This is a genomic window from Hungatella sp. SB206, assembly GCF_051132295.1.
Classification (GTDB): Bacteria; Bacillota; Clostridia; order Lachnospirales; family Lachnospiraceae; genus Hungatella; species Hungatella effluvii.
The window spans coordinates 7,103,167-7,121,909 of the sequence record NZ_CP096603.1 but is presented as its reverse complement, the minus strand read 5'-3'; the positions used below and the strand labels follow the sequence as shown (position 1 = coordinate 7,121,909).

The 18,743-nt window shown below is 43.4% G+C and carries 21 protein-coding genes; 19 read left to right on the top strand and 2 right to left on the bottom strand.

Annotation, left to right across the window (positions count from 1 at the left end; translation table 11 throughout):
- Positions 1-2: 2 nt before the first annotated feature.
- Positions 3-704: a hypothetical protein gene (locus tag M1L66_RS31920; RefSeq protein WP_434689684.1), complete on the top strand. Its 702-nt coding sequence runs from the start codon at positions 3-5 to the stop codon at positions 702-704.
- 5 nt (positions 705-709) lie between these two features.
- Here the strand turns inward: M1L66_RS31920 and M1L66_RS31915 are convergent, their stop codons facing one another.
- Positions 710-1,246 carry a hypothetical protein gene (locus M1L66_RS31915; protein WP_412950771.1) on the bottom strand — a complete coding sequence of 179 codons (537 nt, stop codon included), beginning with the start codon at positions 1,244-1,246 and terminating at the stop codon, positions 710-712.
- A 125-nt stretch (positions 1,247-1,371) separates the two neighbouring features.
- Here M1L66_RS31915 and M1L66_RS31910 point away from each other — a divergent pair, with 125 nt between their 5' ends.
- From M1L66_RS31910 to M1L66_RS31890, 5 genes are all read left to right on the top strand, one after another.
- Complete coding sequence (locus tag M1L66_RS31910; RefSeq protein WP_434689607.1) at positions 1,372-1,752, top strand: hypothetical protein; 381 nt, start codon at positions 1,372-1,374, stop codon at positions 1,750-1,752.
- A gap of 114 nt (positions 1,753-1,866) precedes the next feature.
- Positions 1,867-2,352, top strand: coding sequence for a phage holin family protein (locus tag M1L66_RS31905; RefSeq protein WP_187023822.1), 486 nt, complete (start codon positions 1,867-1,869; stop codon positions 2,350-2,352).
- 135 nt (positions 2,353-2,487) lie between these two features.
- A complete protein-coding gene (locus tag M1L66_RS31900) occupies positions 2,488-3,237 on the top strand; it encodes a peptidoglycan recognition protein family protein (protein WP_187023823.1) in 750 nt (249 codons plus the stop codon).
- 78 nt (positions 3,238-3,315) lie between these two features.
- Entirely contained in the window at positions 3,316-4,014 is a 699-nt protein-coding gene (locus M1L66_RS31895) for a hypothetical protein (RefSeq protein ID WP_434689682.1), read from the top strand.
- A gap of 182 nt (positions 4,015-4,196) precedes the next feature.
- Entirely contained in the window at positions 4,197-4,550 is a 354-nt protein-coding gene (locus M1L66_RS31890; RefSeq protein WP_243270501.1) for a helix-turn-helix domain-containing protein, read from the top strand.
- Between the two features lie 775 nt (positions 4,551-5,325).
- Here the strand turns inward: M1L66_RS31890 and M1L66_RS31885 are convergent.
- Positions 5,326-5,496, bottom strand: coding sequence for a GNAT family acetyltransferase (locus M1L66_RS31885; RefSeq protein ID WP_320954693.1), 171 nt, complete (start codon positions 5,494-5,496; stop codon positions 5,326-5,328).
- Between the two features lie 804 nt (positions 5,497-6,300).
- On the opposite strand from M1L66_RS31885, the gene M1L66_RS31880 reads away from it, so the two are divergent.
- The 13 genes from M1L66_RS31880 (at position 6,301) to M1L66_RS31820 (ending at position 18,731) form a co-directional block, all read left to right on the top strand.
- Positions 6,301-7,749, top strand: a complete 1,449-nt coding sequence (locus M1L66_RS31880) for an ABC transporter substrate-binding protein (protein WP_434689679.1) — start codon at positions 6,301-6,303, stop codon at positions 7,747-7,749.
- A 63-nt stretch (positions 7,750-7,812) separates the two neighbouring features.
- On the top strand, positions 7,813-8,769 hold the full coding sequence (locus tag M1L66_RS31875; RefSeq protein WP_187023745.1) for a carbohydrate ABC transporter permease: 957 nt from the start codon (positions 7,813-7,815) through the stop codon (positions 8,767-8,769).
- The gene (locus M1L66_RS31870) at positions 8,766-9,605 is read left to right on the top strand and encodes a carbohydrate ABC transporter permease (RefSeq protein ID WP_117624523.1); all 840 of its coding nucleotides are present in this window, start codon (positions 8,766-8,768) and stop codon (positions 9,603-9,605) included. Before M1L66_RS31875 ends, M1L66_RS31870 begins: the two co-directional genes overlap by 4 nt.
- A gap of 97 nt (positions 9,606-9,702) precedes the next feature.
- Positions 9,703-10,407: a FadR/GntR family transcriptional regulator gene (locus M1L66_RS31865; RefSeq protein ID WP_167437758.1), complete on the top strand. Its 705-nt coding sequence runs from the start codon at positions 9,703-9,705 to the stop codon at positions 10,405-10,407.
- A gap of 110 nt (positions 10,408-10,517) precedes the next feature.
- Complete coding sequence (locus M1L66_RS31860) at positions 10,518-11,354, top strand: transketolase (protein WP_434689676.1); 837 nt, start codon at positions 10,518-10,520, stop codon at positions 11,352-11,354.
- A complete protein-coding gene (locus M1L66_RS31855; protein ID WP_187023747.1) occupies positions 11,347-12,285 on the top strand; it encodes a transketolase family protein in 939 nt (312 codons plus the stop codon). Before M1L66_RS31860 ends, M1L66_RS31855 begins: the two co-directional genes overlap by 8 nt.
- 1 nt (position 12,286) lies before the next feature.
- Positions 12,287-12,853 (top strand): D-lyxose/D-mannose family sugar isomerase, encoded by a 567-nt coding sequence (locus M1L66_RS31850; protein ID WP_434689674.1) that lies wholly within the window; start codon positions 12,287-12,289, stop codon positions 12,851-12,853.
- 13 nt (positions 12,854-12,866) lie between these two features.
- On the top strand, positions 12,867-14,144 hold the full coding sequence (locus tag M1L66_RS31845) for a hypothetical protein (protein ID WP_434689672.1): 1,278 nt from the start codon (positions 12,867-12,869) through the stop codon (positions 14,142-14,144).
- Positions 14,145-14,175: 31 nt separating this feature from the next.
- Positions 14,176-15,132 (top strand): sugar phosphate isomerase/epimerase family protein, encoded by a 957-nt coding sequence (locus tag M1L66_RS31840; RefSeq protein WP_187023750.1) that lies wholly within the window; start codon positions 14,176-14,178, stop codon positions 15,130-15,132.
- Positions 15,133-15,143: 11 nt separating this feature from the next.
- Positions 15,144-15,872, top strand: coding sequence for an enoyl-CoA hydratase/isomerase family protein (locus M1L66_RS31835; RefSeq protein WP_187023751.1), 729 nt, complete (start codon positions 15,144-15,146; stop codon positions 15,870-15,872).
- Positions 15,869-16,825: a D-2-hydroxyacid dehydrogenase gene (locus M1L66_RS31830; protein ID WP_434689670.1), complete on the top strand. Its 957-nt coding sequence runs from the start codon at positions 15,869-15,871 to the stop codon at positions 16,823-16,825. The genes M1L66_RS31835 and M1L66_RS31830 overlap by 4 nt, the downstream gene beginning before the upstream one ends.
- A gap of 146 nt (positions 16,826-16,971) precedes the next feature.
- Positions 16,972-17,853, top strand: a complete 882-nt coding sequence (locus M1L66_RS31825; RefSeq protein ID WP_434689668.1) for a glycoside hydrolase family 43 protein — start codon at positions 16,972-16,974, stop codon at positions 17,851-17,853.
- The gene (locus M1L66_RS31820; protein WP_187023753.1) at positions 17,850-18,731 is read left to right on the top strand and encodes a helix-turn-helix domain-containing protein; all 882 of its coding nucleotides are present in this window, start codon (positions 17,850-17,852) and stop codon (positions 18,729-18,731) included. The genes M1L66_RS31825 and M1L66_RS31820 overlap by 4 nt, the downstream gene beginning before the upstream one ends.
- Positions 18,732-18,743 lie beyond the last annotated feature (12 nt).

Here is an 18,743-nt window from a genome sequence, read left to right as displayed (position 1 = left end):
ATATGGCAATGGTTGATGTGATTATTGGTTATGCAAAAGGTGCAAAGGGCGATATAGGACCGCAAGGGCCGGCAGGTGCACAGGGACCAAAAGGGGATACTGGAGCGACTGGACCACAAGGCCCTAAAGGTAATGTAGGACCGGCTGGACCGCAAGGAATACAGGGAAATACAGGTGCGACGGGGCCGCAAGGTCCAAAAGGAGACACTGGTAATGTAGGACCGGCTGGACCGCAAGGCCCAAAAGGTGAAAAAGGAGACACAGGACCACTGCCTCCATTAACAAACAATTTCATGGCAACAGTAGCAGGGCAGAGCGCGCTTGATGCCGTTGCAGGAAAGACTTTGAAGGAACAGCTTGATAAACAAAATAGTGATTTAGCCGTGGTAATCGGTGAAACATCAAATATTACGAGTGCCAGCTTCACTGGGAAAATCATTTGGCAGAATTTGGGGAGACTCACTACATTAAGTTTTGAGCTTACGACAAAAAAAGAACTTGCTTCTGGTGCTACATACGAGTTAATTTCGATTGCGGAAGGTATACCCAGTAAAAAGGCCAATTGTGTGCTGACGACATCTGATGGTAAACCGTACTACTGCTATTCGTCGCCTGATGGCAAGTTTTATGTTGCAAACTATACCGGTACAGCTATCCCTGCCAACAAGGTGCTATACGGTCAAATAGCATTTATCGCCGCGTAAAATGATCATTTAAGAACTACTGTAAACTGGCCATAGACATATAAGTCACCTGTCGGCAGGTTATCTAATTGGATAGACATACTACTATCGCCAAAGGCAAAACCGGCATATGTATTGCCATTGCTGCCACGTAATAATATGGCGGTCTTCTGCAACGGGGCATATCCAGGGATCGTAAAAATGATATTACTACCTTGTGTCTGATATTTTAATAAGATACTGCCGATTGTTATTACAGCCATCTTACCATATTTTTGCAGATAACATATAGATGTTGTGCCTACAATGTTTGCCGTTTTGTAAGGAGATATATCAATTTGAGAAACAACTAAATCGGAGTCGTCAAGATACTTATTCCACCCACTCCACGATCCTTCAGTTTTTCGAGCCTTATAAAAATACTTATATCCAGCTCCCGCTGGGATTGCTTCAATAATTCTGTTATTGTCATCGACTCCATTGACTGATAACCAGAAGGCTTGTCCTGTAACCGGTGGCAGATTGGTGCAACTAGGATAGGCATAATATAAGCCACGTCCCAAAGCCAATATATTGCCAGATGGCAAAACTTTATAGCTTAAATCACTATTTAAATGAATAAGAAACTCGTTAATCAGAGCTGAAAGGCTCTTATTTTTATACCCGGAAGGGAGAAAGGAGTCCGTACATGAAGGACACTATGATCTTAAAAAATGGAACTATTATTGAACTGGAGGCAGGCGCAAGCCTGGGAGCCTTACAGGTGGCGGCGGCTGATCGGGCGGCTATGGTGGCAACATGGGAGGCATTGACACCAGATAATCTCACAACCGTACAGATCAAAAACGGAGACGGTACCGTGGTAGGAAATTATACTGATCTCGTGCTTGTGTCTGAGACGTCCGTAATCGCTACTGATGGCGCCGTCCTTACAACGTATAGCCTGCGTGAGAAAACCGCCGAGGAGAAGCGTCTGGACGCGCTGGAGACAGGCATGGCAGTACAGGACGGTGCTATTAATGATCTTGGCGCAGCCGTGGGAACGCTGGCTGAAGGAGGTGCAGTATAATGGGTGCATTTTACGGGCTGCGGATCAGGCGCGGTGTTATTACGATTGATGAGATCCCTAATTTTTGGAGGGCCAAAACAGAAAAATGGTTGAAGGACAATCCGGAGGTGTAAGATGAGAAAAGCATATATTGCGATTCAGGGGGCAATGGCGGCAGCCGTTGCCTTCTTAAGTGACAAGTTGGGAATTCTTTTTCCGGTACTCTGTGCGCTAGCTACAATGATGATTGTGGACTACGTAACCGGCATGTTGGCAAGCAAGCGGGAAGCAATGGATTACCCCGAAGATCCCACTTATGGGTGGAGCAGCAAGAAAGGCGCGAAGGGAATCATTAAAAAGGTTGGATATCTATGCGTGATTGCCGTGGCTATGATAGTTGATTATGTGTTTACTACGGTATCCGGTACACTGGGCATGACTATGCCTGCAAGCACGTTTTTCGGGCTTTTAGTGGCCGTTTGGTATCTGCTTAATGAGTTGCTGTCCATCATCGAAAACGCCGGCAGAATGGGCGCTGACGTGCCTGAATGGCTATTAAAATATATATCTGTACTTAAGGATAAGATCGACAATACAGATTATCAGGGAGGCGGCCGTTAACGCCGGAGATGATCCGCGTATCTACCGGCCGGCAGGGTTAGAGCCGGAGCTGTTGCGATATCGCAACGGTTGTAATATCACAACTTTTTCTGGGCCTGGGATTCCGGGCCCTTTTCTTTTTGAAGGAGGACGATTATGTTACCTATTACGAAACAGATCAAACAGATTAATTGCTATGCAAGTCAGAATCACCCAAAGTACATTGTAATCCATGAGACTGACAATTTTAACCGTGGCGCCGGGGCTGCCGCTCATTCCAGGGCGCATAATAATTGCAATCTGGCTACATCGGTTCATTATTACGTTGATGATGTAGCAATCTACCAGACACTCAACCATACAGACGGAGCATGGGCTGTCGGCAAGCAGTACGGCACGCCGCTGGTGGCTGGAGTCAATAACAACAACACGATCAATATCGAGATCTGCGTTAATCCGGACAGCAACTACGACAAAGCGCGGCTTAACTGTGTAGACCTGGTACGGCACCTGATTCAGGAGACGGGGATCCCCGCCGATCGGGTGATCCGGCATTACGATGCAAAGCGTAAATGGTGTCCGCGTAAGATGATGGACAGCCCGGAGTTATGGACGGACTTCTGCCTGAGGATTCGCGGACAGGCGGACGAGGTGAAGAGCTTCGAGGACGGCACCGGGAACTGGCATTTTACGATTAATGGCGAGTTGCAGAAAAACCGCTGGGTGAAATATAAGAATAAGTGGTTCTACGTGGACGATTACGGGAACATGGTTACTGGATACACTGTGATTGGCGGCCTGGCCTATGTGCTTAACCCATCAAAGGCTGATATGGAGACATATGGGGCGCTGATGGTAACGAATAACCTTGCACAGGGCAATCTTGAGGTGCAGTGGGTGGAATAGCAAACAACAGAATAATGATGTGACTGAAGCTCTGGGAGGAATCCTGGGGCTTTTTAAATTGAAAGGAAGGTATATTTTATGAAACTAAGACTTGTTAAACAGGGAGACTTTTTAGGAACGAAGTGTGATTTTTATGTAAATGAAACCGGTGATATCTTTATGAGCAGAACCCAGATAGGATACGCCTTGAAGTATAAAAATCCGAGCAAAGGTATAGAAGACATACATAACAGACACCATGACCGACTTGACACCATGAGCGTAAAAGTTGACCCCCTCAGTTTGCAGGGGTCAAATCCACATTACAGGAATGGCGAAAGAGCCTATATGTATCCCGAAAAAGGAATATACGAAATCTGTAGGTATTCCAGGCAAAAGGTTGCTGGGGATTTTTATGATTGGGTTTATGATGTTATTCAGTCCATCAAAAAGAACGGTTACTACATCGCTTCCGAGAAAGACGAGAAGTGGCTGGGAATCCGTCGTGAGACCAAAGAGGTACGCAAGGCCGAGACGGATCAGATCAAGTTATTCGTGGAGTATGCGAGGGCACAGGGCAGCCAGCACGCAGACAGATATTATGTGTCGCTGACCAAGCTCATAAACCGCAGATTAGGCATAGAGAGCGGCGGGAGGGACAAGGCATACCAGAGGACGCTGATGCACTTAAAATCACTGGAAACGGTGGTGGAGCTGCATCTGGCTACGCTGATGGAGGAGGGGCTGCCGTACAAGGAGATATATCAGGGCGTGAAAAAGTTTATCGAAGCGCTGTAGGAATCTCACGGCAGAAAATTCCGCTGCCAGTTTGAGTGGTAAGAAAAGGGCGGTCCGCTTGGGCCGCCTGAAAACATGATCTGTATGTTATAAAATTTGTAATTGAAGCCATACTACTACTGTGCTTTGATATATAAATTGTAATCAGTATTTTATGCTTTACTGTAAAAGAGGGAAAATAGTTGAAAAGATATGATCCGATGATGGTGGGAAAAAGAATTAGGAGACAACGGATAATAATGGGATTGACCCAGGAAGAAGTGGCTGAGAAGATTGAACGGTCATATAAGTACTATCAAGATATCGAGCGAGGGACATGTGGAATGTCGATTAATACAATACTTAGTATTGCAGAATGTCTTCATATATCTATAGACTATTTAATCTTCGGAAATAATGAGAAAATTTTCCCCACCTTTAATGGTGAAGAAGAGCAACAAGCGCTTATCGATGCTTTGAGCAAATGCAGTATTCATAAGAAAAAATATGCCTTAGAATTAATAAAAATATTTTTGAAGGCTTGTGATGAACAATAACGGGCGGCAGCTACCCCATGGTTCCGCCCTGCCTCCTCGGCATAATATAGGTGGTCCGCTTGGGCCTCCTTACTTCTAATGGTGCTTCACGACCGTCGATTTTTAAAACACACCTCTTGCCAGAAGGTCACAGAAATGATATAATAAATTCGCTCGTATTATTTCATATATTTTTCTGGCGTATCAGAAGAGTATTCATGTAAAACCGCTCAGTATCCCCATACACTGAGCGGTTTTTGTGTGTAATTCATGTATAGGTGATCAGTAGTAGAGACACCTAAAATGATATGATAGAAGAAAGGCAAGACAATAAAGCCCCAGATTGCTCCGGGGCTATATCAGATTGTTATACACATCCAATCGGCTTAATGCGGTGAATTTTACAAAGGATAAAAATCATAAAATGACAGTTAGCACAGCTTACCACCGTTGTTAAAAAATTAAATTAAGGTATATATCACATCTCCATCTCCACTATCATTATATGTTGATAGAGAAAATGTGATACAATAAATTTCTTCTTTACAAAATGATATACGCGCGCTATAATAATTGTGTTTTTGCTTTTCTAACTTGCGGCTTAGCTGTATTGGCGGCCGCATTTTTTGTATACATAACTGCATAAATTTAGCAGAGTAGAGTAAAAAAGCGTTGATTTATTGAGAAAAAAGTGATATGATTTTTCCAGCAGCTCTTCTTTGCGGTCGTCCAGGTATATTTCCCCTATATACCCGGGCGACTTTTATATGCGTATCTCACTACGTTACATCAGCCATCATTTGGTGTCCGACGTTCGCTGTGTTAAAAACCACATAGCTAATATATCCACATCGATTATCATTTGCGCCATCTCGCGGGTCTCCTGGTATTTTGTATTTTTAGCCATTTGGGCATGACGCTGGTAGGTCTCAATTATCTCAAAAAGCAATTCGCCTGTTCGATTCATCTGTCACCTCCCATATTTTATCGTTAAATACTCTGCCGTATATAATTTTGGCGGAAATTCACTTTTTTCTGTTCTGAATGCGTAAAATAACCGCAAATACAGATAATGTGATCATAATAATGTTCGTCTGTAGTACGGTCGCCGGCATTAAAAAAGCTGCAAAAGTGAACATTCACTTTTGCAGCTTTTTATTATCTATAAAATTCGTGCCAGGGACTCCTTGTTTCTGTGGTCTCCAAAGGACTCGGAGGACTTAGAGGAATTGTTGATGAAGAACAGATAGCGCCGTCCGGCCTCTTCTCCAGGAAGGCTTTGCCTTCCTCGGTCCCCTGCATCGATTTTCTGGTGGGCAGATATCCGGACTCGGAAGCCCGGATCATATTTCCAGATTGGAAAACTGTACGGTCAGTCCACTCCGCTTAAAAAATATAAAAAAAGAGCAAGGCTGTCGTGTAAACACATGCCTTACTCTTCGTCTCATTAGCATCATTAGTTTGTATTTTAGCAAATAAACGACATGAAGTAAATGAATTTTTGATAATTAACGAGTGGAAAACAGTAAAAATATGGTCAAAATTAACAAATATATAACTATAAACATAGAACATCCTACCAATGATGACTTAAATAACTAAAAACTATTGACATATACACAGATAAAATATAATATATAGACAAACAAAGGTAGTACGTTCTACATATAAGAACAGGAGGTAAAAAACGCGAGGAGATTTAAAAGATGATTGAAACTATTAACCGGTATTGAGGAGGCGGTGGAGCCGCATCCGGGGAAAGGGAGAAGAAATGAAGAAGAAAACTTTAAGCATTATGTTATCAATCGCATTAGGTGTGTCCGCGCTAATGACAGGATGTGGTGGATCAGGAACACAGACAGCAGAGAGGGACGGAGGGGATAAGGCTTCAGAAGGAAAAGCTGAAGGTGCTAAAGATGCAGCGGCCTCCGGGAAAGAAGTGGTTAGAGTTGTGGTTCCCGGTATCAGTGAGGAGACAACCGTAGATCCTATATCAGGGATTAAAAAGAAGGGACTGGGAGAATTTGAAGCATTTTTAGAAGCGCAGATTCCGGATTATGACATTGATTTAGTTTCTATTCCGTGGGACGGATGGATTCAGAAAATGGAGACTCTTGTAACCTCTGGTGAGGTCGATGTTGGATTTTATACAAATCAGGAAGCAGTTCCCGGGTGGTATATTGATCTGACGGATTATTTAAAGAAGGATACAGAAGTTAATTTCGACAGTCTGAATCACTTGTTTATCGAACCGGCCGTTTTTTATACGAAGTATAATTCCTTTAACTATCCCGAAAACACAGGACAGGTATTCGGTCTTCCAATGACTATGGCAAGCAATATTATTGTATATGACAAGCAGCTTTTTGAGGATTGGGGAGTAGAGGCACCTACCGAAAGCACAACTTTTACGGAACTGGTAGACATGGCAGAAAAGATGACCGGTAAAAATCCTGCAACAGGGTCCACCAACTACGGTGGATATTTATTCTCAACCTGGATGGAGTGGTATGCGATCAGCTATGATGCGGTAAAGACTTATAAAAGTGATACTATGATGCTGTCAGACATGGATACAGATGAGTATGTGGAGTATGTAAAGAATTCTCCGGAGGTTCTTAATTATTTTTCCGATATGATAAGGTTGGTTAACTGTTGTCCGGAAGGTGTGGCAACCGGAAACGGCAGCGAAAAATTCTTTACTGATGAAAATGACATTGCAATCAATTTCGATACCAATAATGTTGGAACCAATTATATGAAGTATGTGTATGCGGGCGACAGCGCGATTTGTGACAGATATATTCCTTTGCTTATACCGACGGGCAAAAATGGAATGGAAGGTTTCCCTGAATTTTTCCGCTTTTCTATAACCAAATCAGCTAAGAATCCGGACGCTGCATGGGAAGTTATCAAGAAGCTGACCACGACACCTGAGATCGTAGACTTCTATTTAACAAATTACGCTCAGGATAAGGTTACAGCACTTGCAGACACCAGCAAAGTCACCATGATGGATTATGAAATTAACAAGAAGCGTCACGACTATCAGATTAATGCTATGTTTAAGACAGATGATTACTGGTTCTGGAGAACTCCGCTTCAGGCAGTGAATAATCAGATTTTGTCAAAGCAGCTGACGGCAGAAGCCGCCCGTGAGGAGTTCTATAAAGGAGTATCTGACTGGGTTAATAATACAAAAGCACAGTTAGGGCAATAGCACCTGTATCCACGGGATACTGCGGGTGCGGTATCCCGTGAAATGTCGTTAGGAGGAAACGGTGTGAGATGGTCAAAGACTAAAAAAATACTGAGCTGGTACCTATTATTGTTAATTCCGCTGACAGGAACGGTAGTTTTTAACGTGTACCCATTGCTTCGTACGCTTGGAACAAGCCTTGAAAACATAAAAGGTACTTTTATCGGATTTACAAATTATAAAATACTGTTTGGAAATGACGAATTCAAGAAAGATGTAGTAAACACACTGTATATGGCAGTGCTCGGCGTCGGTTTCAATGTGCCTGTCGCATTTATTATTGCTAATATGCTTAACCATGTGCGAAGGGGAAAGAATGTTTTTAAGGTGATTTTCTTGCTGCCAATGATCATGTCAATGGTGACAGTAGCCACATTATTTAAATATCTTCTTATGCCGAATGAATCAGGTATTGTCAATTACTTATTAGGATTTTTAGGAATCAGTCCAAAACTTTGGCTCAATGGTGCGGCTACGGCAAGGGAATCGCTTGTCGCTATGGCGATATGGAAAGGAATCGGTTATAATATTATACTGTTTTTTGCCGGTCTGCAAAGTGTATCAAGAGAACTTTACGAAGCATCAGAGATTGATGGGGCCAATGAGTGGAATAAATGGATTTATATTACAATTCCATGTATAAAAAATACATTTGTTTTTGTGCTGATTACTTCATCTATTTCCGCACTCAAACGCTTTACAGAAGTATATGCGGTGAGTGGTGAAACAGGAAATCCAGCGGGAGCACTTGGAACTATTATGCTTTTTATCTATAAAAATTCTTTTTCAACACTGAATTATAAAGATGAAGGGCAGGCCGCTGCCGCCTCCATCATGCTGTTCGTTATTATTCTTGGTGTAACCCTGATCAACTATCTGGTTACCAATGATAAAGAGGAAAGGCCCCCTCGCAGGCGCTCGGCGAAATGTGACGACGGGACTGGGAAAAAGAGAAGAAGCAGAAGGAGGGCAGGCAGGTGAAAAAGAAATTAGGAATTGCAGATATTATTTATTATAGCGTACTTTCCATTATGGCGCTGGTCATTTTACTGCCATTCATATGGCTGGTCTCTACAAGTTTTGATTATTTCAAATCATATACTTTGCCATATCCACCCAGAATGCTGCCGAAAAAACTAAGTACATTTAATTACGAGATGGCTCTGACCAATGTGCCAATTGTAAGATATTTATTTAATACCGTCATAATTGCTGTTTTGGATGTCATATTTAATGTGTTTATTGCCACTCTTACGGGATTTTGTATTTCAAAAGGAAAATTTCCAGGTAAAAACTTAATTATGATATTTATACTGTCTAATATGATGGTGCCATTTGAGACTAAGCTGATGCCTATGTATCAGATCATCAAAAGATTAGGGCTTTCTAATCAGTTTATGGGGGTCATTCTTCCGGGAGTTATGACAAATGCCATGTTTATGTTCTTTGTTAAGAAATTCTGCGATGATCTTCCGGATGATTTATATGAGGCGGGAGTAATTGACGGAGCCAGCAAGTTCAGAATATATGCGCAGCTGTTTCTGCCGTTGATGCAGCCCATTATAGCAACTATCGTTATTCTTGATGTGGTCAATGTATGGAACGACTTATTGTGGCCAATGATCGTGCTAAATAAGAGTCAGAACTATACCATCCAGATTGGGCTGGTATTGTATAATGCAAGTGCCAATGGCCAGGTTCATGCCGGAATTGCCCTGGCGCTGTCAATTTTAAGTGTAATTCCTCTGGCAATAGTTTTTATATTCGTACAAAAGTATATTGTACAAAGCATTGCTTTTTCCGGACTGAAACAGTAAATGTGGTAAAAAAATTTAATTAGTCCAGTTTGTTGCCCCTATTTGTACAAAATTGTGTTATATTAAAAATAAGTTGATGAAGAGGATGGTACCATTTATGGCGGAATACGATAAAAGAAAGTTAAAACCAATCGGGCAGAAAACAATTGTGGATCAGATTATCAACACAATCATCGACTCTATTATTAAGGGGAACTACAAGGCTGGTACAAAACTGCCCAGTGAATACGAGCTGATAGAAGAAATGCAGGTGAGCCGGAATTCACTCAGAGAGGCTATGAAAATACTGTCTACCATGGGAATTGTGGAAATTAAGCGGGGAGATGGAACCTATGTGTGCTCTCAGGTCAATCCTTCCGTATTTGATAGAGTGGTCTACAGTATGATTTATGATGTCAGCACAAGTACTGAGCTTTTGGAATTGAGACAGATTCTGGATGAAGCAACAGTTCAGCTGGCAGTACAGAAGATAACCTATTCTGAGATGGAAAAACTTCAGGAGAATATTGATCAGATGAAGGCTGCGATTCAGGCTCAGGATATTGAACGCATGCAAAAATATGATATGGAATTTCATATGACGCTGATAGAAAGCTGTAAAAATGTTTTTTTTATCAGAATTATGAAAGGGGTCTATAGTATATTTGAAAATTCCATTGGTGAAAATGTCCGTACTGAGAAAATCGACTCTCTGGCGGCAGTCTATCACCAAAGAATTTTAAACTGTATTAAAGATAAGAATTACGATGATATTCATGCGGCAGTAGAAGATTCTCTTAAAACATGGAGAAACAGGGTCTAGTGTATAATTAAGTAACATACTGAGAACAGGCATCCCTGTTCTTAAAAAAATAGGTAGGACGTTCTACTAATTTGTTTTGACTATTGATAATATACAGACAGGTAAAAGAGATGAGAGAAGAGAAAACGGATTATTTACAAAAAAAAGCAAATGAAATAAGAAAGACGGCACTTAGCATGATTTATCATGCGCAATCCGGCCATCCGGGAGGTTCCATGTCCGCGGCAGATATTGTTACAGCGCTCTATTTTGATGTGATGAATGTAGACCCTGAAAACCCCGGCTGGGAGAATCGGGATCGGTTTGTCCTTTCGAAGGGGCACGTCTGCCCGGTTCTATACTCGGCATTAATTTTAAAGGGCTATATTGGACAGGAAGAAATCTATCAGTTAAGGAAGCAGGGTTCAAGACTGCAGGGACATCCGGATATGAAAAAATGTCCGGGAATTGATATATCCACCGGTTCTCTGGGACAGGGAATATCCTGCGCTGTTGGTATGGCTCTCGCTGCTAAACGAGACAGTAAAAGTTATATGACCTATGTACTGCTTGGCGATGGAGAATGTGACGAGGGGCAGGTCTGGGAGGCGGCGCAGGCGGCCAATAAATATCACTTGGATAATCTTGTAGTATTTGTAGACAATAACAGGCTTCAAAATGATGGATTTGTGGCTGATATTATGCCTTCCATGGATCTAAGAGTAAAATTTGAGGCATTTGGATTCGAAGCTATCCGGATAAATGGCCATGACATGTCTGAAATTCTGACAGGCACCAGGTCAATGCTTGACAGCAAAAATGGAAAACCCAAATGCATCGTATGTGATACCGTGAAGGGAAAAGGTGTGTCATTTATGGAAAATGTTGCATCCTGGCATGGTACGGCGCCGGATACGAATCAGTATAAACAGGCAATGAAAGAGCTGGGAGGTGGTTTTTGTGAGTAAAAGGGCTACCAGAGAGGCGTTAGGGGATGAGGTTTTAAGCCTTGGAGGAGAGTGCGATAAGATCTATGTGATTGACTGTGATGTATCAAAATCCTGTAAGACCCAGTCATTTGCAGCGGCATTTCCAGATCGCCATGTCAATGCAGGGATATCAGAACAGAATGCGGTCGGTATGGCGGCTGGATTGGCAACTACGGGGAAAATTCCTATGGTGGTTACCTATGCCGTGTTCGGAAGCATGAGAGCTTTGGAGCAAATTCGACAGGAAATCTGTTATCCTGAACTCAATGTAAAAATACTCTGTTCCCACGGCGGTCTGACACCTGCTAACGATGGCGCCTCTCATCAGTGTGTAGAGGATATGGGGATTCTCCGTACCATACCAGGGATGACTGTTATTATGCCTGCCGATTACCATTCCGCGAGACGTCTGATTCGCGCGGCTGCAGATTATAAAGGTGCAGTATATTTAAGATTTACCCGAGATGCGGTAGACAATATATATGGGGAAGAAGAGACATTTGAGATAGGCAAAGCCAAATGCCTGAAAACTGGAAAAGATATTACTGTGTTTGCAAATGGAGACACTGTCTCTATTGCCATGAAGGCTGTAAAGGCTCTGGAAGAAGAAGGAATCAGCGCGGGCCTGTACGATATGCACACAATAAAACCATTGGATACAGAGACTGTAAGGCGGGCAGTCCGGGAAACAGGGCGAATTATAACTGTAGAGGATCATAATATTATCAATGGCCTTGGATCTGCAGTCTGCGAGGTCGCAGCTGAGATGGGAAGAGGCATGGTAAAACGAATTGGGGTCAGGGATCATTTTGGAGAATCTGCACCCTATGAGGAGCTGCTTAGAAAGAACGGAATAACGTGGGAGATGATTTGCAGTGAGGCGCGTTGTATGATGGGACGGGGTGTGTAAAATGATTACAGAATCCAGTATGCAGCAGGCAAAAAGAAGAGCAGGAGATATGATCAGAAAAGCCGGAATCAGGTGCTCAGATCAGGAGCTGGATAGTATGGAGGTTGCTGATTTTGGCCTGTCCAACCTGTTTGCAGAAGGGGCAGAAATTTTGCCGCTGGCAGAAACGGAAAAGGTGGCGTGCAGAATTATCGCACTGTTTCCTGGGCAGACAGAACCGGAACACTGGCATGAGGAAAGTAAAGAAATTGGGAAGTCTGGTGTGATACCGGGGAAAGAAGAAACGCTTCGGGTCATAACGGGAACACTTCGGGTTTTCATTGAAGGCGAGCCAAACACCAGCGAATCCGTAATCCCGAAGGGAAAAGAGGCATATTATACATGCAGACATCAGATTGTGCTGGAGCCATGCGAAAATCTGACTCTTTATCCGGGGATGAAACACTGGTTTCAAGCAGGAGAGGAAGGCTGTGTCTTTTATACCATATCCACAACTGCTAAAGACGGCAGTGACCCATTTACCGATCCGTCAGTAGTGAGAAAGACGCAGATAATACGTGAAAAATGAGTTTGGAGGACATATGAGAAAGACAAATTATAAAATCCTGGGCGGCGATTTCTACATTAATGGAATTAAAACATATACAGATATTGAGGGCAGCGATGAGAAGATTCATGGGCTTCTGTTTAATACAAGATTTATCCAGGGAATTTTTGATGATGTAAACCCTGAAAATTCAGGAAAATATGACCGGTTTGGCATTAAATTTAATGCTGAAGAGAATACAGAAAGAATGATAGCGGCTCTGAAGGACTGGTATGAGGCCGGAGTCAGAGCAATCACAATCGGCCTGCAGGGCGGAGGTCCTATTTATACCTACGATGACTGGAGCGTCATAGATACAGGCAGTTTTTCCAGTGATGGAAAACAACTGAATGAAACATATAAAAACAGGCTGTTAAAAGTGCTGCAGGCTTGTGATGAACTGGGAATGCTGGTGATTGTCAGCTTTTTGTATCAGGCTCAGGAGCATCTGTTTCATGATGGTACGGCGATGATGGAAGCAGTGCGCACTGCCAGCGTATTTTTAAGGGATTCCGGATATGAGAATGTCATCATAGAGGTTGCAAACGAACATGATGTGGGAAATTTTAATAAGCATCCGATGATTAGCAGCGGAGAGGGAATCGCCAGCCTGATTAATCTGGCAAGGGAATGGTCCGGCAATAAATTTGCAGTAGGATCCAGTGGCGGAGGCGGAATCTGCAAACAGGAAGTGATTGAGAACAGTGATGTGATACTGATTCATGGTAATGGACTGCGAAGGCAGGAGATGTATGATTTTATCATGAGTGTTCATGAAAAGGCACCGGATAAGCCAATCGTATGTAATGAAGATTCACAGATGTTTGGTCAGCTTAAGGTTTCCTATGCAACACATACTTCCTGGGGATACTACAATGATTTTACAAAGCAGGAGCCGCCTTCTGACTGGGGAATTACTTCAGGAGAGGATGCATTTTTCGCCAGAAGGCTGAAAAATATGATTTCAGGTGTAAAGATGGGTGAAAATGAATTTTATCTGCAAGGATTTGAAAAAGATTACCATATTGAGGGAAAGAGGTATGTGAGACTTTCCAGCCTTTACCCTGAACAGATTGATTATGTGGAGTTTTACCAAGATGATAAGCTGTTGTACACTTCATTTGCTGAGCCATTTATGCTTTATTCTTTAACAACATGGAACCAGGATCCATATGTGATACCGGAAGAGGCCTGTGAGTTTACAGCACGAATTTATTTGCACGACGGAAATGTGAGACAGGAGACAGTAAAACTTACGGATCTACATAAATAAATCTGTCGGTTAAACTGAGTGAGGAGAAAAAATGGAGAGAAAGTATTCAATTATTACAGGGTTCATGGGGACGGTAAAAGACAGATTTATCGATTATCAGCCTGCCCGATCCATGGAAGAAATGGTAAAGATGGCATCAAAAGTGAAGGGCTGTTCAGGATTAGAGGTTGTCTATCCACAAAACTTTACCAATGCTGCAGAACTCAAAAAAATGCTTGATGCTTATGGACTGGGAGTTTCCACTGTAAACTTAAACGTTAAGGGGGACGAAATCTGGCGCTATGGTTCCTTTACCCATCCGGATGCCTCTGTGCGGAGAAAAGCAGTGGATGCTATGAAAGAAGCCATGGACAGAGCGGCACAGCTGGAATGCCCAATCGTAACCTGTGCCCTTTTAAACGACGGTGTTGATTATCCTTTTGAAATTAACTATATGGATGCATTTTCCCATGCGCTTGAGGGAATCAGAGAAGCGGCAGAATACAGAAAGGATGTAAAAATCAGTCTGGAATATAAACAGTCTGAACCAAGAGTACACTGCCTGCTTAATAATGCCGGGAAGATGGCATATTTTGCTCAAATGACGGAACAGGATAATGTAGGTGTGACACTTGATTTTGGCCATGCACTTCAGGCACTGGAGGTTCCGGCTGACTCCGCCAGTTTTCTGGGGCAGACTGGGAAATTATTCTATGTCCATGTAAATGATAACTTCCGCAACTGGGACTGGGATATGGTTCCTGGTACTGTTAATCTTTGGGACTATATTGAATTCGCTCTGGCCTTAAAACAGGTGGGTTATAAAGGCTGGATTACAGCCGATGTCTTCCCACAGCGTCACGACCCCATTAGGATAATGGAGAAAACATTTGAGTGGATGGATTATATTTTCGATGTGGCAGAAAAAATTGACGAGGACAAATTAAAACAGATGCAGAAAGAACTGGATACTTTTGAAATAATGGATTATATCCGGTCGCTTCTGTAGGGAGAGTTCCAATGGATTGTCAATATGTGAAACTTGAAAAAAAGGGCGCCATTAGAAGTATAACCTATCATTCTGATAAAGAGCAGAATCTTCTGACCATTCAGGGAATGCAGGAAATATTGTGGGCAATTGAAGAATGCAGATATGATGAGAACTGCAGAGCTCTTCTTTTTACCGGCTGGGGGGATTGCTTTTGCATGGGCGGATACCTTGGGGATTATAAAAATCAGGGGGCGGAGAAGATTATTCAATTTGCTGATATGCTGACAGAGCTTCATAAGCAGATGAGCCGTTTCCCAAAGCCTACGGTAGCTGCAGTAAATGGGCATACTGGAGGAGGGGGGTTAAGTTTTCTGGAAACCTTTGATATGGCGGTATCTGTTCCCTGGGCTGAGTTTTCGCTTCCTGAACGGCAGAACGGTCTTGCCCCTATGATCTCTCTGATGGGTATGCAAAATTCATTTAGCAGAAAAATATGCATGGAGCTGGCCGGATTGGGAACGAGACTTCATGCAGATCAGGCAATGGGAGCGGGAATTATTAACCGGATTGCAGAAAATGATGTCATGGAGGAAGCAGCAGAATATGCCATGCGTCTTTCTGACTGCAATATCAGGGCGTTTGGTGTGTGCAAACAATTTTATGTGACAGCCTCGGGGCTGTCGTATGAACAACAGCTGGAAATAGGGAAACAGTATCTGGTAACGATGTTAAAGAGTAAGGAGAGGATGCATACGTGAAAATTGTTGTCTTAGATGGATATACGGAAAATCCCGGTGATTTGAGTTGGAAAGGGCTGGAGGATCTGGGAGACTTGAAGGTTTACGACAGGACTCCAAAAGAACTGTGCGCTGAAAGAATTGGAGATGCGGAAGCTGTATTTAGTAATAAAACAGTCATTTCGAAAGAAATTATGGAGCAGTGTCCATCTCTTAAATACATTGGAGTGTTGGCTACCGGCTATAATGTAATTGACGTTTCTGAGGCCGCTAAAAGAGGAATAACGGTTACAAATGTTCCGTCTTATGGGACAAATGCTGTAGCACAGTATACAATGGCTCTTTTGCTTGAACTGTGCCATCATGTGGGAGATCACTCAGATTGTGTAAAAAAGGGCGGGTGGACTTCCTGTGAGGACTGGTGTTTTTGGAACTATCCGCTGATGGAGCTTGCAGGTAAGACTATGGGAATTATCGGATTTGGAAAAATAGGTCAGGCTGTGGCTGGTCTGGCGCTGGCATTTGGAATGCATGTGGTTTTCTATGACGCTTTTCCCTTTGGTCGGGAAAGCCTGCAAAATGGGTGCCGGCAGGTCGCTTTAGATGATTTATTCAGCCAGGCAGATATTATTTCACTTCACTGTCCGCTTTTTGAGTCCACAAAAGGCATTATTAACCGGGAAAATATAGCAAAAATGAAGGATGGAGTTATGATATTAAATGACTCCAGAGGGCCGCTCATTGTTGAAGAAGATCTGCGTGATGCATTAATAGCCGGCAAGGTATCAGCCGCTGCCGTGGATGTGGTTTCCACAGAACCGATTAAGGCAGATAATCCGCTGCTGACAGCACCTAATATAATTATTACACCGCATATTGCATGGGCCTCTAAACAGTCCAGGCAGAGGCTTATGGATATTGCGGTCAATAACTTAAAAGCATATCTGGATGGGAATGTATGTAACCAGGTGTAATACTGGGTGCGGCTGTTATAGCCGCACCTTTTTGTTGTTAATCATCCAATATCTTTTCTTAAAATACCGGGTATGTTCTTTCCTGAAGTTTTGTGATATGATGAAAAAAATAAGGATAACGGCTCTGCCGGAAGGAGAAGAACATCATGAAAAACACAGAAATTAACATCAGAGATCCATTTGTACTTGTGGAGGACGGAACGTATTATATGTACGGAACGAGGGCCGCTACCTGCTGGGGGGCGGCAGACGGTTTCGACTGTTATGTCAGTAAAGACATGGAGGATTGGGACGGACCGTTCGAAGTGTTCCATAAACCCGAGGACTTCTGGGCAGATCGGAACTGCTGGGCTCCGGAAGTGCACAAGTACCAGGAATTTTATTATATGTTTGCAACCTTTAAGGACAGCAGCGTTCATGGGGGAACTGCGATCTTGAAGTCGGAGAGTCCGCTGGGGCCGTTCGTCATGTACAGTGACTGCCAGATCACGCCGAAGGACTGGGAGTGTATCGACGGCACATTCTATGTATCACCTGACGGGACGCCGTATATGGTGTTTGTCCATGAGTGGGTGCAAATATCGGATGGCAGTATCTGCGCCGTGGAGCTGAGCCGCGACTTAAAGGAAGCCGTGTCCGAACCGGTGACCCTGTTCCATGCTTCGGAGGCAGTGGGATGGGTGCAGACGATTACCAATAAAAACCGGCCGGGACTTCATTACGTGACAGACGGCCCGTATCTTTACCGGACAGGCGGCGGACGCCTGATTATGCTCTGGTCCAGCTTTGGAAAAGAGGGCTATACAGAGGCGCTGGCTTACTCGGATAACGGGGACATTACGGGTAAATGGACACAGGATGACCGCCTGCTGTTTTTAAAGGACGGTGGTCACGGCATGATATTTGAGAGCATTTCCGGAGAACTGTATCTGACCCTGCATACGCCGAACGAGCATCTGAAGGAGCATCCGGTATTTTACCGTCTGATTGAGGAGGAGGACACGCTGCGCGTAGTAGAAACTTCATGAAAGAAGTATTTTTCACGGGAAAATGCGACGGAATCGGAATCAGCCACGTCGCCAGGGACTGTGATCTAACGGAGACGATCGGATTTTATAAAAATGAATACCAGATTTATTATATTCTGGATGGGGAACGTTTTTTCTATCAGGGGAGCAAAAGCTACCGGATGGACAGGGGAACGCTTACCTTCATCGACAAACGGCAGATCCCCTTCACCAATGTGATCGGGGGAAAATACCACGAGAGAATATTGATTGAGGTGGATGAGAAATGGCTGGTCAGTATGGGGAAGGCCATGGAGCTGGACCTGATCGGTTTTTTCACAAATTATCACGGCGTTTACCGGCTGGAGGGAAAGCATCTGGCGGCAGTTGAGAAAAAGCTCAAAAAGATGGAAGAGGTGATGGCGCAGAAGAGATCCTGCGCGCCCGCGGAGGTGAAGAATCTTCTGATTTCCGTTATAATATCCATGCTGTATGGCGCGGGCACCAGGTGTGAGGAGTACAACATGCCAAACGGAAAGATGCTCCGTTACGCCAAGGCAAGGGAGATAATTCAGTATATCATGGAGCATTACTCGGAGGTCTACGGACTGGAGGATCTGGCTGGAATCTTCTACATGGACAAAAGCTATTTAAGCCGGATCTTCAAAGAGGTGACGAATTTTACCGTAAACGAATTTATTAACTGCCAGAGAATCGGCCATGCCAGGGATATGCTGCTGGATGAGTCGCTGTCCATGGAGGAAATTTCTCAAAAGCTGGGCTATGAAAGATTATCCTATTTTGACCGTGTTTTTAAGAAATATGTGGGGATGTCTCCGCTGCAGTACCGTAAATCCAAACGAAAAAAGAATGAGGATGAAGAAAACCAGTCAATATAGTGCAAAAACCGG

Coding starts and splice junctions, on each gene's coding strand:
- M1L66_RS31880 (WP_434689679.1), top strand. CDS start 6,301: ATGAAGAAGAAAACTTTAAGCATTATGTTATCAATCGCATTAGGTGTG.
- M1L66_RS31900 (WP_187023823.1), top strand. CDS start 2,488: ATGTTACCTATTACGAAACAGATCAAACAGATTAATTGCTATGCAAGT.
- M1L66_RS31820 (WP_187023753.1), top strand. CDS start 17,850: ATGAAAGAAGTATTTTTCACGGGAAAATGCGACGGAATCGGAATCAGC.
- M1L66_RS31845 (WP_434689672.1), top strand. CDS start 12,867: ATGAGAAAGACAAATTATAAAATCCTGGGCGGCGATTTCTACATTAAT.
- M1L66_RS31885 (WP_320954693.1), bottom strand. CDS start 5,496: ATGAATCGAACAGGCGAATTGCTTTTTGAGATAATTGAGACCTACCAG.
- M1L66_RS31865 (WP_167437758.1), top strand. CDS start 9,703: ATGGCGGAATACGATAAAAGAAAGTTAAAACCAATCGGGCAGAAAACA.
- M1L66_RS31895 (WP_434689682.1), top strand. CDS start 3,316: ATGAAACTAAGACTTGTTAAACAGGGAGACTTTTTAGGAACGAAGTGT.
- M1L66_RS31835 (WP_187023751.1), top strand. CDS start 15,144: ATGGATTGTCAATATGTGAAACTTGAAAAAAAGGGCGCCATTAGAAGT.
- M1L66_RS31860 (WP_434689676.1), top strand. CDS start 10,518: ATGAGAGAAGAGAAAACGGATTATTTACAAAAAAAAGCAAATGAAATA.
- M1L66_RS31850 (WP_434689674.1), top strand. CDS start 12,287: ATGATTACAGAATCCAGTATGCAGCAGGCAAAAAGAAGAGCAGGAGAT.
- M1L66_RS31905 (WP_187023822.1), top strand. CDS start 1,867: ATGAGAAAAGCATATATTGCGATTCAGGGGGCAATGGCGGCAGCCGTT.
- M1L66_RS31825 (WP_434689668.1), top strand. CDS start 16,972: ATGAAAAACACAGAAATTAACATCAGAGATCCATTTGTACTTGTGGAG.
- M1L66_RS31840 (WP_187023750.1), top strand. CDS start 14,176: ATGGAGAGAAAGTATTCAATTATTACAGGGTTCATGGGGACGGTAAAA.
- M1L66_RS31920 (WP_434689684.1), top strand. CDS start 3: ATGGCAATGGTTGATGTGATTATTGGTTATGCAAAAGGTGCAAAGGGC.
- M1L66_RS31910 (WP_434689607.1), top strand. CDS start 1,372: ATGAAGGACACTATGATCTTAAAAAATGGAACTATTATTGAACTGGAG.